This window comes from Amycolatopsis sp. NPDC101161 (genome assembly GCF_044768185.1).
GTDB lineage: Bacteria > Actinomycetota > Actinomycetes > Mycobacteriales > Pseudonocardiaceae > Amycolatopsis.
On sequence record NZ_JBIWPI010000002.1, the window covers coordinates 860,312 to 877,385 of the forward strand.

Below are 17,074 nucleotides of genomic sequence, written 5' to 3' on the forward strand. Positions count from 1 at the left end.
TTCACGATTCTCCTCCTCGGGAAAGCGGTTCCTGCACCGTATAGATCGGACATTGCGCAAACAACGGCCAAACGTACGTTACGGAACAACCGACTTCTGCTCGGCGAAGTGACATGCTGACAAGTGGCCGTCCGTCCTGGGGACCAGCTCCGGCACCTCGGTGGCGCACTGGTCCTGCGCCTTCCAGCAGCGCGTGCGGAACCGGCACCCGGACGGGGGATCCAGGGGACTCGGCACGTCCCCGGTCAGCCGGATCACCTGCCGCTGCCCGCGCACGGCCGGGTCGGCCACCGGCACCGCCGACAGCAGCGCCTGGGTGTACGGGTGGGACGGTCGTTCGTAGATCTCCTCGTCCGTCCCGATCTCGACGATCCGGCCGAGGTACATCACCGCGACCCGGTTGGACAGGTGCCGCACCACGGACAGGTCGTGCGCGATGAAGACGTACGACAGCCCGAACTCGCCCTGCAGGTCGCCGAGCAGGTTCATCACCTGCGCCTGGATCGAGACGTCCAATGCGGACACCGGCTCGTCGCAGATGATCACCTTGGGCCGCAGCGCCAGCGCCCGCGCGATGCCGATGCGCTGGCGCTGCCCGCCGGAGAACTGGTGCGGGTAGCGGTTGAGGTGCTCGGGGTTGAGCCCGACGACCTCCAGGAGCTCCTGCACCTTCTTCGCCCGCGACCCCTTGGGCGCCACGTCGGAGTGGATCTCGAAGGGCTCGCCGACGATGTCGCCGACGGTCATCCGCGGGTTCAGCGACGTGTACGGGTCCTGCAGCACGATCTGGATCTCGCGCCGCAGCTTCCGGAGTTCGGCGCCCTTCATGGAAAAGATGTCGCGGCCCTCGAACTTCGCCGTGCCGCCGGTGGGTTCCTCGAGGCGCATCAGCACCTGGGCCAGCGTGGACTTGCCGCAGCCGGACTCGCCGACGACGCCGAGCGTCTCGCCCGGCAGCAGGTCGAACGAGACGCCGTCGACGGCCTTGACCTGGCCGATCGTGCGCTTGAACAGGATGCCGGTGCGGACCGGGAAGTACTTCTTGAGGTCGGTGACCGACAGGATGGGTTCAGCCACGGGAGTTCACCACCTCTTCGGCGAAGTGGCACGCGCTGGTCCGGCCGAAGCCGATGCCGAGCGGCGGCGGCACTTCCTCGCTGCACCGCGCTTCGGCCCGTTTGCAGCGCGGGTGGAACGGGCAGCCCGGCGGGATGTCCAGGAGGCTCGGCGGCAGGCCCTTGATGGTCTCCAGTGTCTGTCCTTTGAGGTCGAGCCGGGGCAGCGAGTCCATCAGCGCGGCGGTGTACGGGTGGGCCGGCGCGCGGAACAGCTCGACGACGTCGGCCTGCTCGACGATCCGGCCCGCGTACATCACCGCGATCCGGTCGGCGACCTCGGCGACCACGGCCAGGTCGTGCGTGATCAGCACCAGGCCCATCTTGCGTTCGGCCTGGATCTCGGCCAGCAGGTCCATGATCTGGGCCTGGACGGTGACGTCGAGGGCGGTGGTCGGCTCGTCGGCGATGAGCAGGTCCGGGTCGAGGGCCAGCGACATCGCGATCATCGCGCGCTGGCGCATGCCGCCGGAGAACTGGTGCGGGTAGTCCTTGACCCGCCGTTCGGCGGCGGGGATGCGGACGATGTCGAGCAGCTCGATCGCCCGCTTCCGGGCGTCCTTTTTGGACATACCGAGCCGCACGCGCAGCTGTTCCTCGATCTGGAAGCCCACGGTGAACACGGGGTTCAGCGCGGAGAGCGCGTCCTGGAAGATCATCGCGATCTCGCTGCCGCGCACTTCACGGCGGCGTTCGTCGGACGCGGTCAGCAGGTCCTCGCCGCGCCAGCGGACGGCGCCGGCGGTGATCACGCCCGGGGGCGTGTCGAGGATGCCCATCACCGTCTGCGCGGTGACGCTCTTCCCGGAACCGGATTCACCGAGCACCGCGAGCGTCTCGCCGGCGTGCACCGAGTAGCCGACGCCGTTGAGCACGTTGGCCACGCCGTCGGACGTCCGGAACTCGACGTGCAGGTCCTCTACTTCGAGCAGGAGTTCGTTGTCGGACAAGAGGATCTACCTCGACTTCGGATCGAGCGCGTCGCGGATGCCGTCGCCCAGCATCACGAAGGCCAGCACGGTCAGGGTGACGAAGGCGCCGGGGAACAGCAGCATGTGCGGGTCGTTGCGGAAGTAGTCCCGCGAGTCGCTGATCATCACGCCCCACGAGATCACCGGCGGGCGCACGCCGATGCCGAGGTAGGCCAGCGTCGCTTCGGCGCCGATGAACGCGCCGAGCGCGATGGTCGCGTACACGAGCACCGGCGCGAGCGTGTTCGGCAGCAGGTGGCGGAAGATGATCCGCGGGGTGCTCGCGCCGAGGCCGCGCGCGGCCTTGACGTAGTCGAGCTGCTTGGCCACCAGCGTCGCCGACCGCATGATGCGCATGGCGACCGGCCAGCTCAGCACCGCGATCGAGCAGACCACCTGGACGATGATGGTGACCGCGCCCGGGTTCGAGCCGGGCGCGTTGAACGTCGTCAGGATGACGATCGCGCCGAGCACGAACGGCAGGCCGGCGAAGATGTCGCCGAAGCGCGACAGCAGGCTGTCGACGAGCCGGCCGTAGTAGCCGGCGAGGATGCCGACCAACGAGCCGATGAGGACGGTCAGCAGCGTCGCGAACACCCCGACCAGCACCGACGCGCGGGTGCCGTAGATGGTGCGGGCGTAGACGTCCTGGCCCTGGTTGTCGTAGCCGAACCAGGCGTCGGCGGACGGCCCTTCGTTGGCGTGCGCGAGGTCGCTGAAGCCGGCGTCGCGCGAGCTGAACAGGCCGGGCGCGATCGCGATCAGCACGATCAGCACGATGATCACGGCCGAGGCGACGAACGCCGGCTTGCGCCGCAGCTGGCGCCACGCGTCGCTCCACAGGCTGCGGGGTTTCTGCGGGCCGGTGGCGGAGTCGTCGACGCGCGACAGCTCGGCCGCGTCGGCCCCGCCGCCGCCCACCAGGTTCGGGTCAGTCATAGCGGATCCTCGGGTCGAGAACGGCGTAGAGCAGGTCGACGATCAGGCTCATCAGCAGGTACACCAGCACCAGCAGGACGACCACGCCGACGACGGTCGCGCTCTCCCGGTTCTGGATGCCGCGGAAGATGAGCCCGCCCAGGCCGTTGATGTTGAACACGCCTTCGGTGACGATCGCGCCGCCCATCAGCGCGCCGAGGTCGGTGCCGAGGAACGTGAGGACCGGGATCACCGAGTTGCGCAGCAGGTGCACGAGCACGACCCGGCTCTGGGGCTGGCCCTTCGCGATCGCCGTCCGCACGTAGTCGGCGCGGCGGTTTTCGGCGATGCTCGTTCTCGCCAGCCGGGCGACGTAGGCCATCGACAGGCTGCCGAGCGCGATGCCGGGCACGATGAGCTCGCCGATGCCCGGGTCGTCCGACACGCTGGCCTCGATCAGGCCGAGGCCGTTGCTGCCCAGGGCGAGCTGCAGCACGATCGCCGTGACGAACACCGGCAGGGAGATCAGGAACGTCGTCGAGACCAGGACGAGGTTGTCGAGGAAACCCTTGCCGCGCAAGCCGGTCAGCACGCCGGCGCTCAGCCCGATGACGGCCTCGATGACCACGGCGATCACGGCCAGGCGCAACGTGATCGGGTACGACGTGGCGATCAGGTCGCCGACGGAAGTGCCGTTGAAGGTCTCGCCCCAGTCGCCGGTGAACAGGCTCCCGAGGTACTTGAAGTACTGCACGAAGATGTTGTCGTTCAGGTGGAACTTCTCGGTCATCTGCGCGATGTAGGCCGGCGGGCAGGCGGCCTGGCCGCACTTGCCGGAGAACGGGTCGCCGGGCACCGCCCAGACCAGCACGTAGATGAGGAAGGTGGTGCCGAAGAACACCGGGATCAGCTGGAGCAGCCGTCGCAGGACATAGCGGGTCATGACGTTCCTAGTGCGCGCCGGCCGTCGTGAGTGAGAAACAGTGTTCTAAGCCTGTTTCTCACTCACGACGGCGTGGTGGTGGGTACCGGCAGATCAGCGCGTCACTACTTCTTCAGGACCTCGATGGACGGGTAGTCCGGCATGCGCCGGAAGTCCAGGGCCGCGGACTTGAGGTTCTTCGACTTCGCCGCGACGCCCTTCTCGTCCCACACCGGGATCGACGGCAGGTCCTTCGCGATCAGGTCCTCGGCCTGCTGGTACAGCTTGACCGCGGCGTCCTTGTCGGCGGTGGCGTCCGCCTGCGCCAGGATCGCGTCGACCTGCGGGTTCGAGTAGCTGGAGTCGTTCGAGGACCCGCCGGTCTTGTAGATCGGGTTGAGGAAGTCCTCGATGGACGGGTAGTCCGCGGACCAGTCCGAACGGCCCATGCCGGTCAGCTTCTTGCCGGTGACGATGCTGCGCCACTGGCCGAAGTCGGTGGCCGGCACGAAGTCGCACTCGACGCCGAGGGTGTTCTTGATGCTGTTGCACGCCGCGGTCAGCGGTTCCTTGCGGCCGCCGTCCGCGTTGGACGCGATGGTCAGCTTGCCCGTGAACCCGGACTTCTGGAAGGCCTCCTTGGCCGCCGCCGGGTCGTACTTGCAGAACTGGCACACCCCGGGCCGCGCGCCCGGGATGCCCTGCGAGATGTAGCCGTCCGCCGGCACGTAGGTGTCGTTCATGACGGTCTTGGTGATCTGCGCCCGGTCGATCGACATCGAGATGGCCTTGCGCAGCTCGAGGTTGTTGTAGCCGGGCACGTAGTACGGGACGGCGATGGTGCTGATCCCGAGCAGGTGGCCGGTGACGAGCCGGTCGCCGAGGTCCGACTTGTACTTGCCGCCCGCGACCGCCGACGGCGGCAGCGCCTCCATGAAGTCCAGGCGCCCGCTCAGCAGGTCCTGGTAGGCGGTCTCCTGGCTGGCGTAGATCTTGATGTCGAGGTCCTTGAAGTGGACCTTGTCGTCACCCTTGTAGTCGTCGAACCGAGTCAGCTTGATGTCCTGGTTCGGCGTCCGCGAGACGAACTTCATCGGGCCGTTGCCGATGGGGTGCTGCTCGAAGCCCTTGGGGTCCTTGAAGAACGCGTCGGGCAGCGGCGCGAACGCCTGGTAGCCGACCTTGATGTCGAAGACGGAGAACGGCGCGTCGAGCGTGACCTGGAACTCGTAGTCGCTCTTCTGCACCAGGCCGGACATCTTGTCGGTGGCCGGCTTGGCGTTCTCGGCCTCGGGGTGGACGTCCTTGTACCCCTGGATGTTCGAGAAGAAGTCGGTGTTGAGCTGGCCGTTCGGCGCGTAGGCGCCGTAGTTCCAGGCGTCGATGAAGTTGTGCGCCTTCACCTCGGTGCCGTCGTGGAACTTCCAGCCCTGCTTGATCTTGATGTCGTAGACCTTGGAGTCGGTCGTCGTGATCGAGTCGGCCATCAGGTTGAACGGCTTGGCGTCCGCACCCTTGAAGCCGACCAGGGTGGCGAACATGACCTGGATGGCCTTGGTCCCGCCGAGGTCGTTGATGTTGGTCGGGACCAGCGCGTTCTGCGGTTCGGTGCCGTAGACGCTGACCGCGCCGTCCGGGTTTGTCTCGCCGGCTCCCGCGGAACTGCCCGATCCGCCGCCGCACGCGGCGAGCACGAGCGCCAGCGAAGTCATCACCACCGTGGGTCCCCAGAGCCTGCGCGAACGACGCATGATCCCCTCCATATCCGGTGTGTCCGAAAGGTGAGACGCACGCTATCGGGGCCGGTGAAGCTGATCACAGGACTGCGGTGTTGCAAATGTGTGACGGTCGTCAGGACCACCTGGTTGGAGCACAACCAACGTAGGAATCCGGATACTCCGGACGGCGTAGCGCGGACAGGTGGTCATCACGCGCTCACCCACGGTTTGCTTGCGGCACAAGTCTTTTGGGGTGGCCGAACGGTCGGTAAGGACGGGAGCGGGCGGCCGGTCGGGTTTGGACCCCGGCGCCCGTCAGACCGGCGACGGGGTGATGCCGTCGAGGGGCCGGCGCAGGGTGAGCCGGCCCTCGCGATCGTGCGGGCACGACCGCCGACGCCGGGCCCGGCCGGTGCCGCGGACAGGCCGCAGTGGCGTCCCCGCACCCACGCGGACCCGGCCGGTCAGGCCAGGGACAGGGCGATGCCGTCGAGGATGTCGTGCTCGCTGACCACCAGCTCGGTCGGGCCGCCGCGGGCCGCCAGCTGCTCGGCCAGGGTCTGGACCACCACCGCGCCGCCGCCGATCACGTCGACCCGGCCCGGGTGGATCACCGGGTTGGCCGCTCGCTGCGCGTGGTTCTCCGACAGCAGGCGGGAGGCCAGCCGGTCGATGTCCGCCGGGCTCAACGTGGACAGGTGGACGCGCTCGCTGTCGTACTCCGGCAGCCCCAGCGCGATCGCCGACAGCGTCGTCACCGTGCCCGCCACGCCCACCCACGTCTTCGCGCGGGCGACGTCGACCACGTCGAACGCCTCGGTCAGCACCTTGCCCGCCAGGTCGCGGGCGGTGGCGATCTCGTCCGCGGACGGCGGGTCGCTCTTCAGCGCGCGCTCGGTGATGCGGACGCAGCCGATGTCGACGGACTTCGCGGCGAGCACCTCCGCCTGGCGGCCGTCCCACGTGCCGAGGACCAGCTCGGTCGAGCCGCCGCCGACGTCGGCCACCACGAACGGGCCGTCGTCCGGGTCCTGCTCGCCCACCGCGCCGGTGAACGACAGCCGCGCCTCCTCGTCGCCAGTGATCACCTCGGCTTCGACGCCGAGGGTCTCGCGGGTCATGCGGAAGAAGTCGTCGCGGTTCTTCGCGTCGCGCGTGGCGGACGTGGCGACCATCCGCACCTTCTCGACGCCCTTGCGCCGCGCGGCGATCGTGTAGTCGGCGAGCGCGGCCCGCGTGCGTTCGATCGCTTCGGGCGCCAGCTGCCCGGTCGCGTCGACGCCTTGGCCGAGCCGGACGATCCGCATCTCGCGGTGCAGGTCGCGCAGGTCGACCGTGCCGTCGTGACGCGGCGTCAGTTCGGCCACGAGGAGGCGGATGGAGTTGGTCCCACAGTCGATCGCGGCAACACGAGGCATGCGATCACCCTAGCTGCCGGGTGTCGTCGTCCCGACGGTCGTGGTCGTGGTGGTGACCGCGGTCGCGGTGACCGTCTGCCCGCACGTCGGCGGCGGCGGGGTGGTCGACGTATTCGGCGTGGTCTTACCGGTACTGGTCGGAGTCGGCGACGGCGGCGGCGTGGTCGTCGTGCTGATCACTGTGGTCGTGGCGGTGGTCGTCGTCGGCTTCGCGCACGAGTCCGAGGGCGTGGTCTTCGTCGTCGTGCCCGCGCCGGTCGGCGTCGTCGTGGTGGGCACCGGCGGCGTCGTCGTCGGGGTCGGCGGGGGCGGGATCGCCGGTGGCGCGGGGAGCGCCGCCGCGTTCGGCGCGCCGACCGGCACCGTGCTGTCCGGCACCTGCATGATCCCGTTGCGGTACGCCTCGGCCCACAGGATCACGGTGTTCACGTACGTGTCGGAGTTGTTGTACCGGTAGATCGCGCCGCGCAGCTGGTCCGGGTTCGAGAGGTCGAAGCCGCCGGAGCAGAGGTAGCGGCCGGTCGCCAGCGCCGCGTCGAAGATGTTGTTCGGGTCGGACTTGCCGTCGCCGTTGCCGTCGGAGGCGTACGCGCGCCACGTCGCCGGGATGAACTGCGTCGGGCCGACCGCGCGGTCCCACACCGGGTCCGTGTCGAGCTCGCCGTGGTCGGTGTCCGGGATCGCGGCGAACCCGCCCTGGCCGTTGAGCTCGGGGCCGAGGATCGGTTCGCGGGTGGTCCCGTTCGCGTCGACGTACCCGCCGCGCGCGTGGTTGGACTCGATCCGGCCGATGCTGGCGATCAGGGCCCAGTCGATGTGGCACGCGGCCAGCTCGCGGCCGAGGACGTCGGCGGCGTTCTTGTACGCGGCGAGCGCGGTGGCCGGGATGCCGAGGGGGCCGTCGGGGAGTTCGTAAGCCGGGAGCGGCAGCGGGGTGGGCGCGCCGGGGAGGGTGCCGTCGACGGCGATCTGCTGGATGGCGGCGTGGCCGGGGTCGTAGCCCTGGCCGAGGGCGGCGTCGCGGGTGTGGTCACCGCTGCCGCCGAGCCAGCCGAGCGTGCCGCCGCCGGCGAGCAACGCCGGGACCACCGCGAAGACGCCGGTGATCAGGGGGAACGCGGTGCGGTGGCGGAGGCCGAATCTTCGGGTGTGGCTCCCGACTGCGTCAGGCAGTCGCCGCACGCGCATAGCTCGATACCCTCCTGGCCGGTCGCACCCTCGGGTGACAGCCTGCCGTACCCGGGGCCCGGTTTCACCCCTTCGGGAGTCTGGATCTCACCGGTCCGGGGTTTTCGCTCACCCAGACCAGTTATCTGTTCACGACGCGCGAGCGTTACGCGGCACAGTCCCCCGAGGGCCACCCGTTCGCCTTAAGGAGCTCCAGCGTCTCGTCACCGAACGGGTTCACGCCGGGACCGACCGCGAGCGAGTGGGCGACGTGCACGTGCAGGCACTTGACGCGGCCGGGCATGCCGCCGGCGGTGACCTGGTGGCCGAGCGGCTCGATCGCGTCGCGCTCGGCGAGGTAGGTCTCGTGGCAGCGCTGGTACTGGGCGGCCAGCTCGGGATCGGTGGAGAGCCGCTCGGTCATCTCCTTCATCAGCCCCGAAGCCTCGATGGTGCCGATCATCGAGTTCAGCTTCGGGCAGGTCAGGTAGTAGAGCGTCGGGAACGGCGTGCCGTTCTCCAGCCGCGGGCTGGTCTGCACCACGGACGGGTGCCCGCTCGGGCACCGCGCGGCGACGGCCCGCAGCGCCCGCGGCGGCCGTCCGAGCTGCTCCGCGATGGTCTCGCGGTCGGCGTCGGTGACGGGCTCGAACCGGTGCTGCTGCGTGCTGTTCACGCGCACCAGGTTAGTTCAGCCGCCGGAGACCTGGTTCCAGAGGTTCTCGTACCAGGAGCCGTCCGGGACCTGCTGCTGTCCCTGCTGGGGCGCCGCGTCCGCGGCCTTGTCCTCGGGCAGCTGGACGATGTACGGCGTCTCGCCCGGCTTGACGTACCGCAGCCGCCGCCGGGCCTCCGCCTCGATCTGCGCCGGGTCGCTCAGCTCCGCCTTGCGGCCCTGGAGCTGGGCGACCGTCTGCTGCAGCTGGGCCTGCTGCGCCTGCTGCTCGCGGATCTCGGTGCGCTGGGCGAGGTAGGTACGCAGGGGCACGGCGATGGTGAACGCCAGCGCGCACACCACGATCGCCACCACCGCCGCGCGGCGGGTGGTGGACATGCCGAGCACCTTCGCCGCACCGGACGCGCGCTTCGCCGCCAGGCTCCGGCGCAGCCGGGCCCGGGTCGTCTCCGCGTCGCCGGTGCGGCGCCGCGCCGCCTCGGGGCGGCGGGCCGGCGCGGGCCGGCTGGCCCGCGTCGCCCCGCTGCCGCCGCGGCGGTTGCGCGTCGTCCTCCCCCGGTCGGCCATCGCGGGCTCAGCCCTCGGCGCTGAACCGCGGGAAGGCCAGCTCGCCGGCGTACCGGGCGGCGTCACCGAGGGTCTCCTCGATGCGCAGCAGCTGGTTGTACTTGGCGATCCGCTCGCCGCGGGCCGGGGCACCGGTCTTGATCTGGCCGACGCCGGTGGCGACCGCCAGGTCCGCGATGAACGTGTCCTCGGTCTCGCCCGAGCGGTGGCTCATCATCGACTTGTAGCCGAACGACGTCGCCAGCGAGATCGCGTCGAGCGTCTCCGACAGCGTGCCGATCTGGTTGACCTTCACCAGCAGCGCGTTCGCGGCGCGGCGGGTGATGCCCTCCTCGAGGCGGTCCGGGTTGGTGACGAACAGGTCGTCGCCGACGATCTGGACCTTCTCGCCGACCTCGGCGGTCAGGGTGACCCAGCCGTCCCAGTCGTCCTCGCTCAGCGGGTCCTCGATGGACACGAGCGGGTAGTCGCGCAGCAGTTCGGCGTAGTACGCCGACATCTGCTCCGCGCTCTTCTTGCTGCCCTCGAAGGTGTACGCGCCGTCGGCGAAGAACTCCGTCGCGGCGACGTCCAGCGCGAGCGCGACGTCGCGGCCCGGGGCGTACCCGGCCTTCTCGATCGCCTGCAGGATCAGGTCGAGCGCCTCGCGGTTGTTCGCCAGGTTCGGCGCGAAGCCGCCTTCGTCGCCGAGACCGGTCGAGAGGCCGCGGCCCTTCAGCACCGACTTCAGCGAGTGGTAGACCTCGGCGCCCCAGCGCAAGGCCTCGCGGAAGGTCTCCGCGCCGATCGGCGCGATCATGAACTCCTGGACGTCGACGTTGCTGTCCGCGTGCGAACCGCCGTTGAGGATGTTCAGCATCGGGACCGGCAGCACGTGCGCGTTCGGCCCGCCCAGGTAGCGGAACAGCTCCAGCTCGGCCGACTCCGCGGCGGCCTTCGCGACGGCCAGCGAGACGCCGAGGATGGCGTTCGCGCCGAGGCGGGACTTCGCCGGCGTGCCGTCGAGGTCGACCAGCTTCTGGTCGACGATCCGCTGGTCGACGGCCTCGATGCCGACCATCTCCGGGCCGATCTCGTCGAGCACCGCGGCGACCGCGCGCTCGACGCCCTTGCCGTTGTAGCGGCCGGTGTCGCCGTCCCGCAGCTCGACCGCTTCGTGCTCACCGGTCGACGCACCCGACGGGACCGCGGCCCGCGCCAGCGTGCCGTCGTCGAGGGCCACCTCCACCTCGACCGTCGGGTTGCCACGCGAGTCCAGAATCTCGCGCGCGCCTACCTGCTCGATGAGAGCCACGCCATGCTCCTCGGTGCGTCGTGCCTGCGGTTTCGTGCCCAGCCTAGCCGTCGTGGCTGTTCACCCGTTGGAGGACTCACCGCCCGCGCGGACGGCCTGCCAGCCCGGCGGCAGCTCGACGGTCTCGGACGTCTGCTGCCAGAACGTCCAGCTGTTGCCCCCGAGATCCGCCACGGTGAACACGCGGGCGCCGTAGGGCTGGTCCTGCGGCGGGTCGAGCTCGCCCTCGTCGCCGAGGGCCGTTTCGACCCGTTCGTATACTTCGTCGACATTGTCGACGTAGAGGATGTTCAGCTGGCCGACCGGCCCATCAACCCCCTTGGCCTGCCAGTAGTCCGGGCCGACGCCGGCGATCTGGATCCGCGCCTCGCCCGCGCGCAGCGTCGCCTGGAACACCTCGCCGGCGCCGTCGCAGAACCGGACCTCTTCGGTGAACCCGAAGACCCTGGTCAGCCAGGCGAGCGCCGCGGTGGCGTCGGCGTAGTAGAGGTAGGGCGCCAGGCCCCGGTACGGGCTGCTCATGGCGGCACAGTCCATCACGTCCCGTTCGGCGGCGTGTGCAACCCCCTCTTCCGAGGTAACGTGGGAGTGACCATGACGGACGCCGCAGCTGCTTCGCAGCCTCCCGAGGAGTCGCGGTTCCATGCCTTCCGGCAGGCCGAAGAGCTGGTCGGCCGCCGCCGTCCGCTGGACGCGCTGAAGGCGCTGCAGCCCCTGCTGGACACCGAGGCGGACAAGCCGTCGGTGCACCTGCTGGCCGGGCGCGCGTACTTCCATTCCGCGCAGCTGCGCCGCGCCGAGCAGGCGTTCACGCGGGTGCTCGAGCTGGACCCGACCGACCACTACGCCCGGTTCATCCTCGGCCGGACCCTGCAGCGCCTCGGCCGGTTCGTCGAAGCCCTGGCCCAGATGCGGATGGCGTCCGCGATGAACCCGGTGCCCGAGTACCTCGAGGCGATCAGCGAGGTCAAGGCGCACATCGCGTTGCGCGACTCCTGAGTCACCAGGGCCGAACGGCCCGGGCGGTCTCGGACTTTCGGCCGATCAACGCGGGCCCCTCGGCCGATCCGCGCGACCCCCGTGAGCGGCGAAGCTGGTTCCAGACCGAACGAGGGAGGAACCGGAAATGTCGATCTTCGCCACCTTGGGTGCCTACGCCGGGTTGCTGCTGCTGGTCCTGATGGCCGTCACGCCGTTCTTCGCCGACCGCGAGCTCTAAGGCGCGACACTCGCTTCCGCGTAGGCGTCCGCCGCGCTGAACACGTCCTGGCCGTACGCGACGGCCTGGTTGTAGAACAGGATCGCCCGCCACCACCCCGCCGGCGTGCCGAGGTCGTCGCCCCCCGAACACAGATAGCGCGCCGCCGTGAAGGCCGCGTCGTCGACGTTCTGCGGGTCCGGGGCGCCGCCGTCGCCGTTGGCCCGCTCCTGGTACTTCTTCCACGTCGACGGCAGGAACTGCAGCGGGCCGATCGCGTGGTCCCACGTCTTGTCGCCGTCGAGCTTGCCGCCGTCGGTGTCGTGCACCGCCGGGACGCCCGGCGAACCGTCCAGCGGCGGCCCGACCACCGGCTTGACGACGCGGCCGTTCGCGGCGATCGCCGAGAGGTCGAAGTCCCCGCGCTCGGTCTCGACCCGGCCGATGCCGGAGAGGGTCGCCCACGACAGGTGGCATGTCGGCCGCTGCCGCTGCATCCACATCTCCGCCCGGCCGTACGCGGCGAGCACGCGCGCCGGCAGGTGCGTCTTGTCCGCGACGCGGGTCGCCCACGCGTCCAGCTCGGCCTGGTCGGACACCGCGGGCCGGTCGACCGGCGCGGCGAGCCCGGCGCGCGGCGACTCGGCGCCGGGCTGCGGGCGCTGCTCCGGGATGGCCAGCGCCGGCTGGACCGGCGGCGGCGCGGCGGGCGCGTCCGGGTTCCGGATCCCGATGGTGACGACGAGGACCACGCCGGTGAGCACCAGCCCCAGCGAGAGGGCGATCCGGCCGACGTACCGCCGGGGCGGGCCGCCCGGAGGCGACGACGGGGGCGTGACGGTCGGCTGAGCGGTATCGGCCACCCGATCAGGTTACGGAGGCACTCAAGGGGGTCCCTCGGACGGCTGATCAGGCAAGCGGATGGTTAAAACAAGCCCACTGCCAGCGACATCACAAATTTTGTTATCGAGTCGACGCGCAGGCCCCTGACCTGCGGTTACCCTAACCTAACTTCCGATCTCTGCACCATTTGTCCGGTTGTATCGTTTCGAGCGGCCGCCGGCCCGCTGGACTTACAGGTGAGCCTTACCTAAAAACATCATGGAAGCAGAACCTCAGGGAGGCGGACCGGTGTTGTTCTCGAGCGCGCTGATCGGGCTGCGCGAAGGGCTGGAAGCCGCGCTGGTCGTCAGCATCTTGGTGGCGTTCCTGGTCAAGACCGACCGGCGCCACGCGCTGCGCTGGGTGTGGCCGGGTGTCGGCGCGGCGGTGCTGCTGTCGGTCGCCGTCGGCGCGGTCCTCACCTTCACGACGGCCCAGCTGACCTTCGAGCACCAGGAGCTGCTCGGCGGCAGCCTGTCGATCGTCGCCGTCGTGTTCGTCACCGCGATGATCTTCTGGATGCGCAAGGCGTCGAAGAGCATCGCCGCCGAGCTGCGCGGGAAGATGGACGACGCGCTGGACGTCGGCCCGGCGGCCGTGCTGCTGCTCTCGTTCCTCGCGGTCGGGCGCGAAGGGCTGGAGACGGCGGTGTTCTTCTACTCGACCGTCCAAGCCGCGCAGTCGGAGACCGTGCAGCCGCTGATCGGCTTCACCGCCGGCATCGCGATCGCGGTCGTGCTGGCCTGGCTGCTCTACAAGGGCGCCGTCCGGTTCAACCTCTCCAAGTTCTTCACGATCACCGGCGTGCTGCTGGTGTTCGTCGCCGCGGGCGTGCTCGGCTACGGCCTGCACGACCTGCAGGAGGCCGCCTTCCTGCCCGGCATCCACACCCTCGCCTTCGACGCTTCGGCGACGCTGCCCGAGACGTCCTGGTACGGCGCGCTGCTGAAGGGCATCTTCAACTACTCGCAGCAGACGACCGTGCTGCAGGCCATCGCCTGGGTCGCCTACGTCGCCGTCGTGCTGCCCCTGTTCCTCAAGCCCAGCAAGAAGACCGCGCCGGCGCCCGTCGCCGCGGCCGCCTCTAAGGAGTGACCGTGCGCAAGACCCCCTCGCTGGCCGTACTGGCCGGCGCCGCCGTCCTGGTGACGCTGGCCGCGTGCGACAGCAAGAGCGATCCCGCGGGCGCCGCGGGCGCCGGTGGCCCGATCAAGGTCTCGGCGTCCGACACCGCGTGCGAGGTCTCCGCGAACACGGCCAACGCGGGCAACCTGACCTTCGAGATCACCAACAAGGGCAGCAAGGTCACCGAGTTCTACCTCTACGCCGAGGGCGACCGGATCATGGGCGAGGTCGAGAACATCGCGCCCGGGCTGAACCGGCGGCTGATCGTCGAGGTCGCCGACGCCGGCAAGTACCAGACCGCGTGCAAGCCGGGCATGGCCGGCAACGGCATCCGCGGCGACTTCACCGTCACCGGCGGCGCGCCCAAGCAGGGCGACGCGAACGCGCAGAAGGCCCAGGCCACCAAGAGCTACAACGACTACATCGCGAACAACACCACCGCCCTCGAAGAGGAGACCGGCAAGTTCGTCGACCTCGTCAAGGCGGGCAAGGTCGACGAGGCGAAGGCCGCGTACGCGCGCACCCGCGTCTACTACGAGCGCATCGAGCCGGTGGCCGAGAAGTTCGGCGAGCTGGACCCGGCCATCGACGTCCGCGAGGCCGACCTCGAGCCGGGCCAGCAGTTCACCGGGTTCCACCGGCTGGAGAAGGACCTGTTCAAGACCGGCCTGCAGGCCGACAGCCCGCAGATCGCGGACAAGCTGCTGACCGACGTCAAGGACCTCGTCGCGAAGACCAAGACGCTGCAGCTGACCGCGCTCGACCTCGCGAACGGCGCGAAGGGCCTGCTCGACGAGGTCGCGACCGGCAAGATCACCGGCGAGGAGGAGACCTTCTCGCACACCGACCTCTGGGACTTCCAGGCCAACCTGGACGGTTCCAAGGGCGCGATCACCTCGCTGCGGCCGATCCTGCAGGCGAAGGACCCGGCTCTGGTGTCCACTTTGGACAAGGAGTTCGCGAACGTCCAGGGCCTGCTGGACAAGCAGCGCGCGGGTGACGGCTTCAAGCTCTACACGGACCTTTCCCAGGACCAGGTCAAGGAGTTCGCTTCGGCCGTCGACGCGCTGAGCGAGCCGCTGAGCAAGGTTGCGGAGGTCGTCTCGAAGTGACGTCGACAGAGGGCACGCGGGTTTCGCGGCGGAAGCTCTTCGGCCTGGCGGGCGCCGGGGTCGCGCTCGCCGGGGCGGGGGCCGCCGCCGGGATCGGGATCGACAAGGCGACGGGCAGCGCCGAGGCGGCGGTGAACATCGTCGGCTTCGAGGGGGAGCACCAGGCCGGCATCGACACGCCGACCCAGGCGAACCTGCACTTCGCGGCCCTCGACGTCACCACGAAGGACCGCGAAAAGCTGCGGCAGCTGCTGAAGACGTGGACCGACGCGGCCCGCCGGATGACGACGGGCCAGGAGGTCGTGGCAAACGGCGCCATCGGCGGCGGCGAGTACGCGCCGCCCGGCGACACCGGCGAGGCGCTCGACCTGCCGGCGTCGAACCTGACGCTGACCATCGGCTTCGGGCCGTCGCTGTTCGACGGCCGGTTCGGCCTGGCGGGCAAGCGGCCGCCGCAGCTGATCGACCTGCCGCTGTTCCCGAAGGACAAGCTCGACCCGGCCCGCAGCGGCGGCGACCTGTGCATCCAGGCCTGCGCGGACGACCCGCAGGTGGCGGTGCACGCGGTCCGCAACCTGGTGCGGCTCGGGTTCGGCGTCACCGAGGTCCGCTGGTCGCAGCTCGGCTTCGGCCGCAGCTCGTCGACGTCGCGGGCGCAAGCCACGCCGCGGAACCTGTTCGGCTTCAAGGACGGCACGAACAACATCAAGTCCGAGGACACGGACTTCCTGCGCGACCAGGTGTGGGCCGCGCCGGGCGACGGCCAAGCTTGGATGGCGGGCGGCTCGTACCTGGTGGCGCGCCGGATCCGGATGCACATCGAGACGTGGGACCGCGAAACACTCGACGGCCAGCAGAAGATCATCGGCCGCACGAAGGGCACCGGCGCCCCGCTGGGCCAGACCGCGGAGTTCGACGAGCTGGACCTCGATGTCGGCGGCGAGGGCGGCGAGAAGGTGATCCCGGAGGACGCGCACGTCCGGCTGGCTTCACACCAGGCGCTGAACGGCGTCCGGATCCTGCGCAGGGGTTACAACTTCGTCGACGGTTCCGACGGTGTCGGGCACCTCGAGGCGGGCCTGTTCTTCCTGGCGTTCAACCGGGACACGCGCAAGCAGTACGTGCCGATGCAGCAGGCGCTGTCCTCGAAGGACGCGATGATGGAGTACGTCCAGCACACCGGTTCGGCGCACTTCGCGGTGCCGCCGGGCGTCTCGAAGACCGGTTACTGGGGCGAAGGGCTGTTCGCCTAGAACTGCGCGGCGTCGTCGATAGCATGCCTGGCATGGCCATCAAACTTGAGAACGTCGGCATCACCGTTCGCGATCTCGAAGCGGCGATCGCCTTTTTCACCGACCTGGGGCTCACGGTCGTCGGCCGGGACACGGTCAGTGGTGAGTGGACCGACACCGCCGTCGGCCTCGATGGCAACCACGCCCACATCGCCATGCTCCGGACGCCGGACGGCCAGGGGCACCTCGAGCTCTTCGAGTACATCCACCCCGAAGCGATCGAGTCGGAGCCCACTCGTCCCAACGAGATCGGCATGCACCGCGTCGCCTTCTCCGTCGACAACCTCGACGAAGCCCTCGAGACAGCCGCAAGGCACGGCTGCCATCCGCTTCGCGGCGTGGCGACGTACGAGGACGTCTACAAGCTCACGTACGTCCGCGGTCCCAGCGGCATCATCGTGATGCTCGCCGAGGAGCTCAAGAAGCACTGATCGGCGCTACTCCACCTGTTCCGTCGGATACCGGTCACGGATGCGCGTGTTGAAGAACCGGCCGTGGCTCGTCGATGCCATCAACTCGCGGTGCACGGACTCCGGCACCAGCCGGTACCGGTAGACGCTCTCGTTCACGAACTCGATCTCCAGGAGGTGCTCCTCCCGGTCGTAGCCGATCGACGCGATCGTCGAGGAGCTCACGGCGTGGCGGCGCATGTCACCCATTATCCCCTTGCCTAAAGCCTTTAGGTAAATCTATGGTGGC

Annotated in this window: 18 protein-coding genes; 5 read left to right on the plus strand and 13 right to left on the minus strand. The window is 69.6% G+C overall.

The annotated features are described in order from the left end of the window. Positions 1-78: 78 nt before the first annotated feature. The 11 genes from ACIRSS_RS15180 to ACIRSS_RS15230 all read right to left on the minus strand — a co-directional run bounded on the left by ACIRSS_RS15180 (position 79) and on the right by ACIRSS_RS15230 (position 11,288). Entirely contained in the window at positions 79-1,077 is a 999-nt protein-coding gene (locus ACIRSS_RS15180) for an ABC transporter ATP-binding protein (RefSeq protein WP_400894940.1), read from the minus strand. Then, positions 1,070-2,065: an ABC transporter ATP-binding protein gene (locus ACIRSS_RS15185; RefSeq protein WP_400894941.1), complete on the minus strand. Its 996-nt coding sequence runs from the start codon at positions 2,063-2,065 to the stop codon at positions 1,070-1,072. Before ACIRSS_RS15185 ends, ACIRSS_RS15180 begins: the two co-directional genes overlap by 8 nt. A 6-nt stretch (positions 2,066-2,071) precedes the next feature. Continuing rightward, the gene (locus ACIRSS_RS15190) at positions 2,072-3,025 is read right to left on the minus strand and encodes an ABC transporter permease (protein ID WP_400894943.1); all 954 of its coding nucleotides are present in this window, start codon (positions 3,023-3,025) and stop codon (positions 2,072-2,074) included. Next, positions 3,018-3,947 (minus strand): ABC transporter permease, encoded by a 930-nt coding sequence (locus ACIRSS_RS15195; protein WP_400894945.1) that lies wholly within the window; start codon positions 3,945-3,947, stop codon positions 3,018-3,020. Before ACIRSS_RS15195 ends, ACIRSS_RS15190 begins: the two co-directional genes overlap by 8 nt. A 104-nt stretch (positions 3,948-4,051) precedes the next feature. Further along, the gene (locus ACIRSS_RS15200) at positions 4,052-5,677 is read right to left on the minus strand and encodes an ABC transporter substrate-binding protein (RefSeq protein ID WP_400894948.1); all 1,626 of its coding nucleotides are present in this window, start codon (positions 5,675-5,677) and stop codon (positions 4,052-4,054) included. Positions 5,678-6,108: 431 nt separating this feature from the next. Continuing rightward, positions 6,109-7,062 carry an exopolyphosphatase gene (locus ACIRSS_RS15205; protein WP_400894950.1) on the minus strand — a complete coding sequence of 318 codons (954 nt, stop codon included), beginning with the start codon at positions 7,060-7,062 and terminating at the stop codon, positions 6,109-6,111. Positions 7,063-7,071: 9 nt separating this feature from the next. After that, the gene (locus tag ACIRSS_RS15210) at positions 7,072-8,250 is read right to left on the minus strand and encodes a lytic transglycosylase domain-containing protein (protein WP_400894952.1); all 1,179 of its coding nucleotides are present in this window, start codon (positions 8,248-8,250) and stop codon (positions 7,072-7,074) included. Between the two features lie 145 nt (positions 8,251-8,395). Further along, the gene (locus ACIRSS_RS15215; RefSeq protein WP_400894954.1) at positions 8,396-8,905 is read right to left on the minus strand and encodes a DUF501 domain-containing protein; all 510 of its coding nucleotides are present in this window, start codon (positions 8,903-8,905) and stop codon (positions 8,396-8,398) included. 15 nt (positions 8,906-8,920) lie between these two features. After that, positions 8,921-9,283: a septum formation initiator family protein gene (locus ACIRSS_RS15220; RefSeq protein ID WP_400897472.1), complete on the minus strand. Its 363-nt coding sequence runs from the start codon at positions 9,281-9,283 to the stop codon at positions 8,921-8,923. A 196-nt stretch (positions 9,284-9,479) separates the two neighbouring features. Beyond that, on the minus strand, positions 9,480-10,766 hold the full coding sequence (eno, locus tag ACIRSS_RS15225) for a phosphopyruvate hydratase (protein WP_400894957.1): 1,287 nt from the start codon (positions 10,764-10,766) through the stop codon (positions 9,480-9,482). 60 nt (positions 10,767-10,826) lie between these two features. Next, entirely contained in the window at positions 10,827-11,288 is a 462-nt protein-coding gene (locus ACIRSS_RS15230) for a VOC family protein (protein ID WP_400894959.1), read from the minus strand. Positions 11,289-11,360: 72 nt separating this feature from the next. Here ACIRSS_RS15230 and ACIRSS_RS15235 point away from each other — a divergent pair, with 72 nt between their 5' ends. Next, positions 11,361-11,765, plus strand: a complete 405-nt coding sequence (locus ACIRSS_RS15235) for a tetratricopeptide repeat protein (protein ID WP_400894961.1) — start codon at positions 11,361-11,363, stop codon at positions 11,763-11,765. A 216-nt stretch (positions 11,766-11,981) separates the two neighbouring features. On the opposite strand, the gene ACIRSS_RS15240 is transcribed toward ACIRSS_RS15235, so the two are convergent. Beyond that, a complete protein-coding gene (locus ACIRSS_RS15240) occupies positions 11,982-12,728 on the minus strand; it encodes a murein transglycosylase (RefSeq protein WP_400897474.1) in 747 nt (248 codons plus the stop codon). A gap of 367 nt (positions 12,729-13,095) precedes the next feature. Between ACIRSS_RS15240 and efeU the strand changes: the two genes are divergently transcribed. Genes efeU through ACIRSS_RS15260 form a run of 4 tightly spaced genes read left to right on the plus strand, consistent with a single transcriptional unit; the run spans position 13,096 to position 16,806 of the window. Beyond that, positions 13,096-13,941 carry an iron uptake transporter permease EfeU gene (gene efeU / locus ACIRSS_RS15245; RefSeq protein ID WP_400894963.1) on the plus strand — a complete coding sequence of 282 codons (846 nt, stop codon included), beginning with the start codon at positions 13,096-13,098 and terminating at the stop codon, positions 13,939-13,941. Continuing rightward, on the plus strand, positions 13,938-15,083 hold the full coding sequence (gene efeO / locus ACIRSS_RS15250; RefSeq protein ID WP_400894966.1) for an iron uptake system protein EfeO: 1,146 nt from the start codon (positions 13,938-13,940) through the stop codon (positions 15,081-15,083). Before efeU ends, efeO begins: the two co-directional genes overlap by 4 nt. Further along, on the plus strand, positions 15,080-16,336 hold the full coding sequence (gene efeB / locus ACIRSS_RS15255) for an iron uptake transporter deferrochelatase/peroxidase subunit (protein WP_400894969.1): 1,257 nt from the start codon (positions 15,080-15,082) through the stop codon (positions 16,334-16,336). The genes efeO and efeB overlap by 4 nt, the downstream gene beginning before the upstream one ends. A 32-nt stretch (positions 16,337-16,368) precedes the next feature. Beyond that, the gene (locus ACIRSS_RS15260) at positions 16,369-16,806 is read left to right on the plus strand and encodes a VOC family protein (RefSeq protein ID WP_400894971.1); all 438 of its coding nucleotides are present in this window, start codon (positions 16,369-16,371) and stop codon (positions 16,804-16,806) included. A gap of 6 nt (positions 16,807-16,812) precedes the next feature. Here the strand turns inward: ACIRSS_RS15260 and ACIRSS_RS15265 are convergent, their stop codons facing one another. After that, positions 16,813-17,025 (minus strand): KTSC domain-containing protein, encoded by a 213-nt coding sequence (locus tag ACIRSS_RS15265; protein ID WP_400894973.1) that lies wholly within the window; start codon positions 17,023-17,025, stop codon positions 16,813-16,815. Positions 17,026-17,074: the final 49 nt, after the last annotated feature.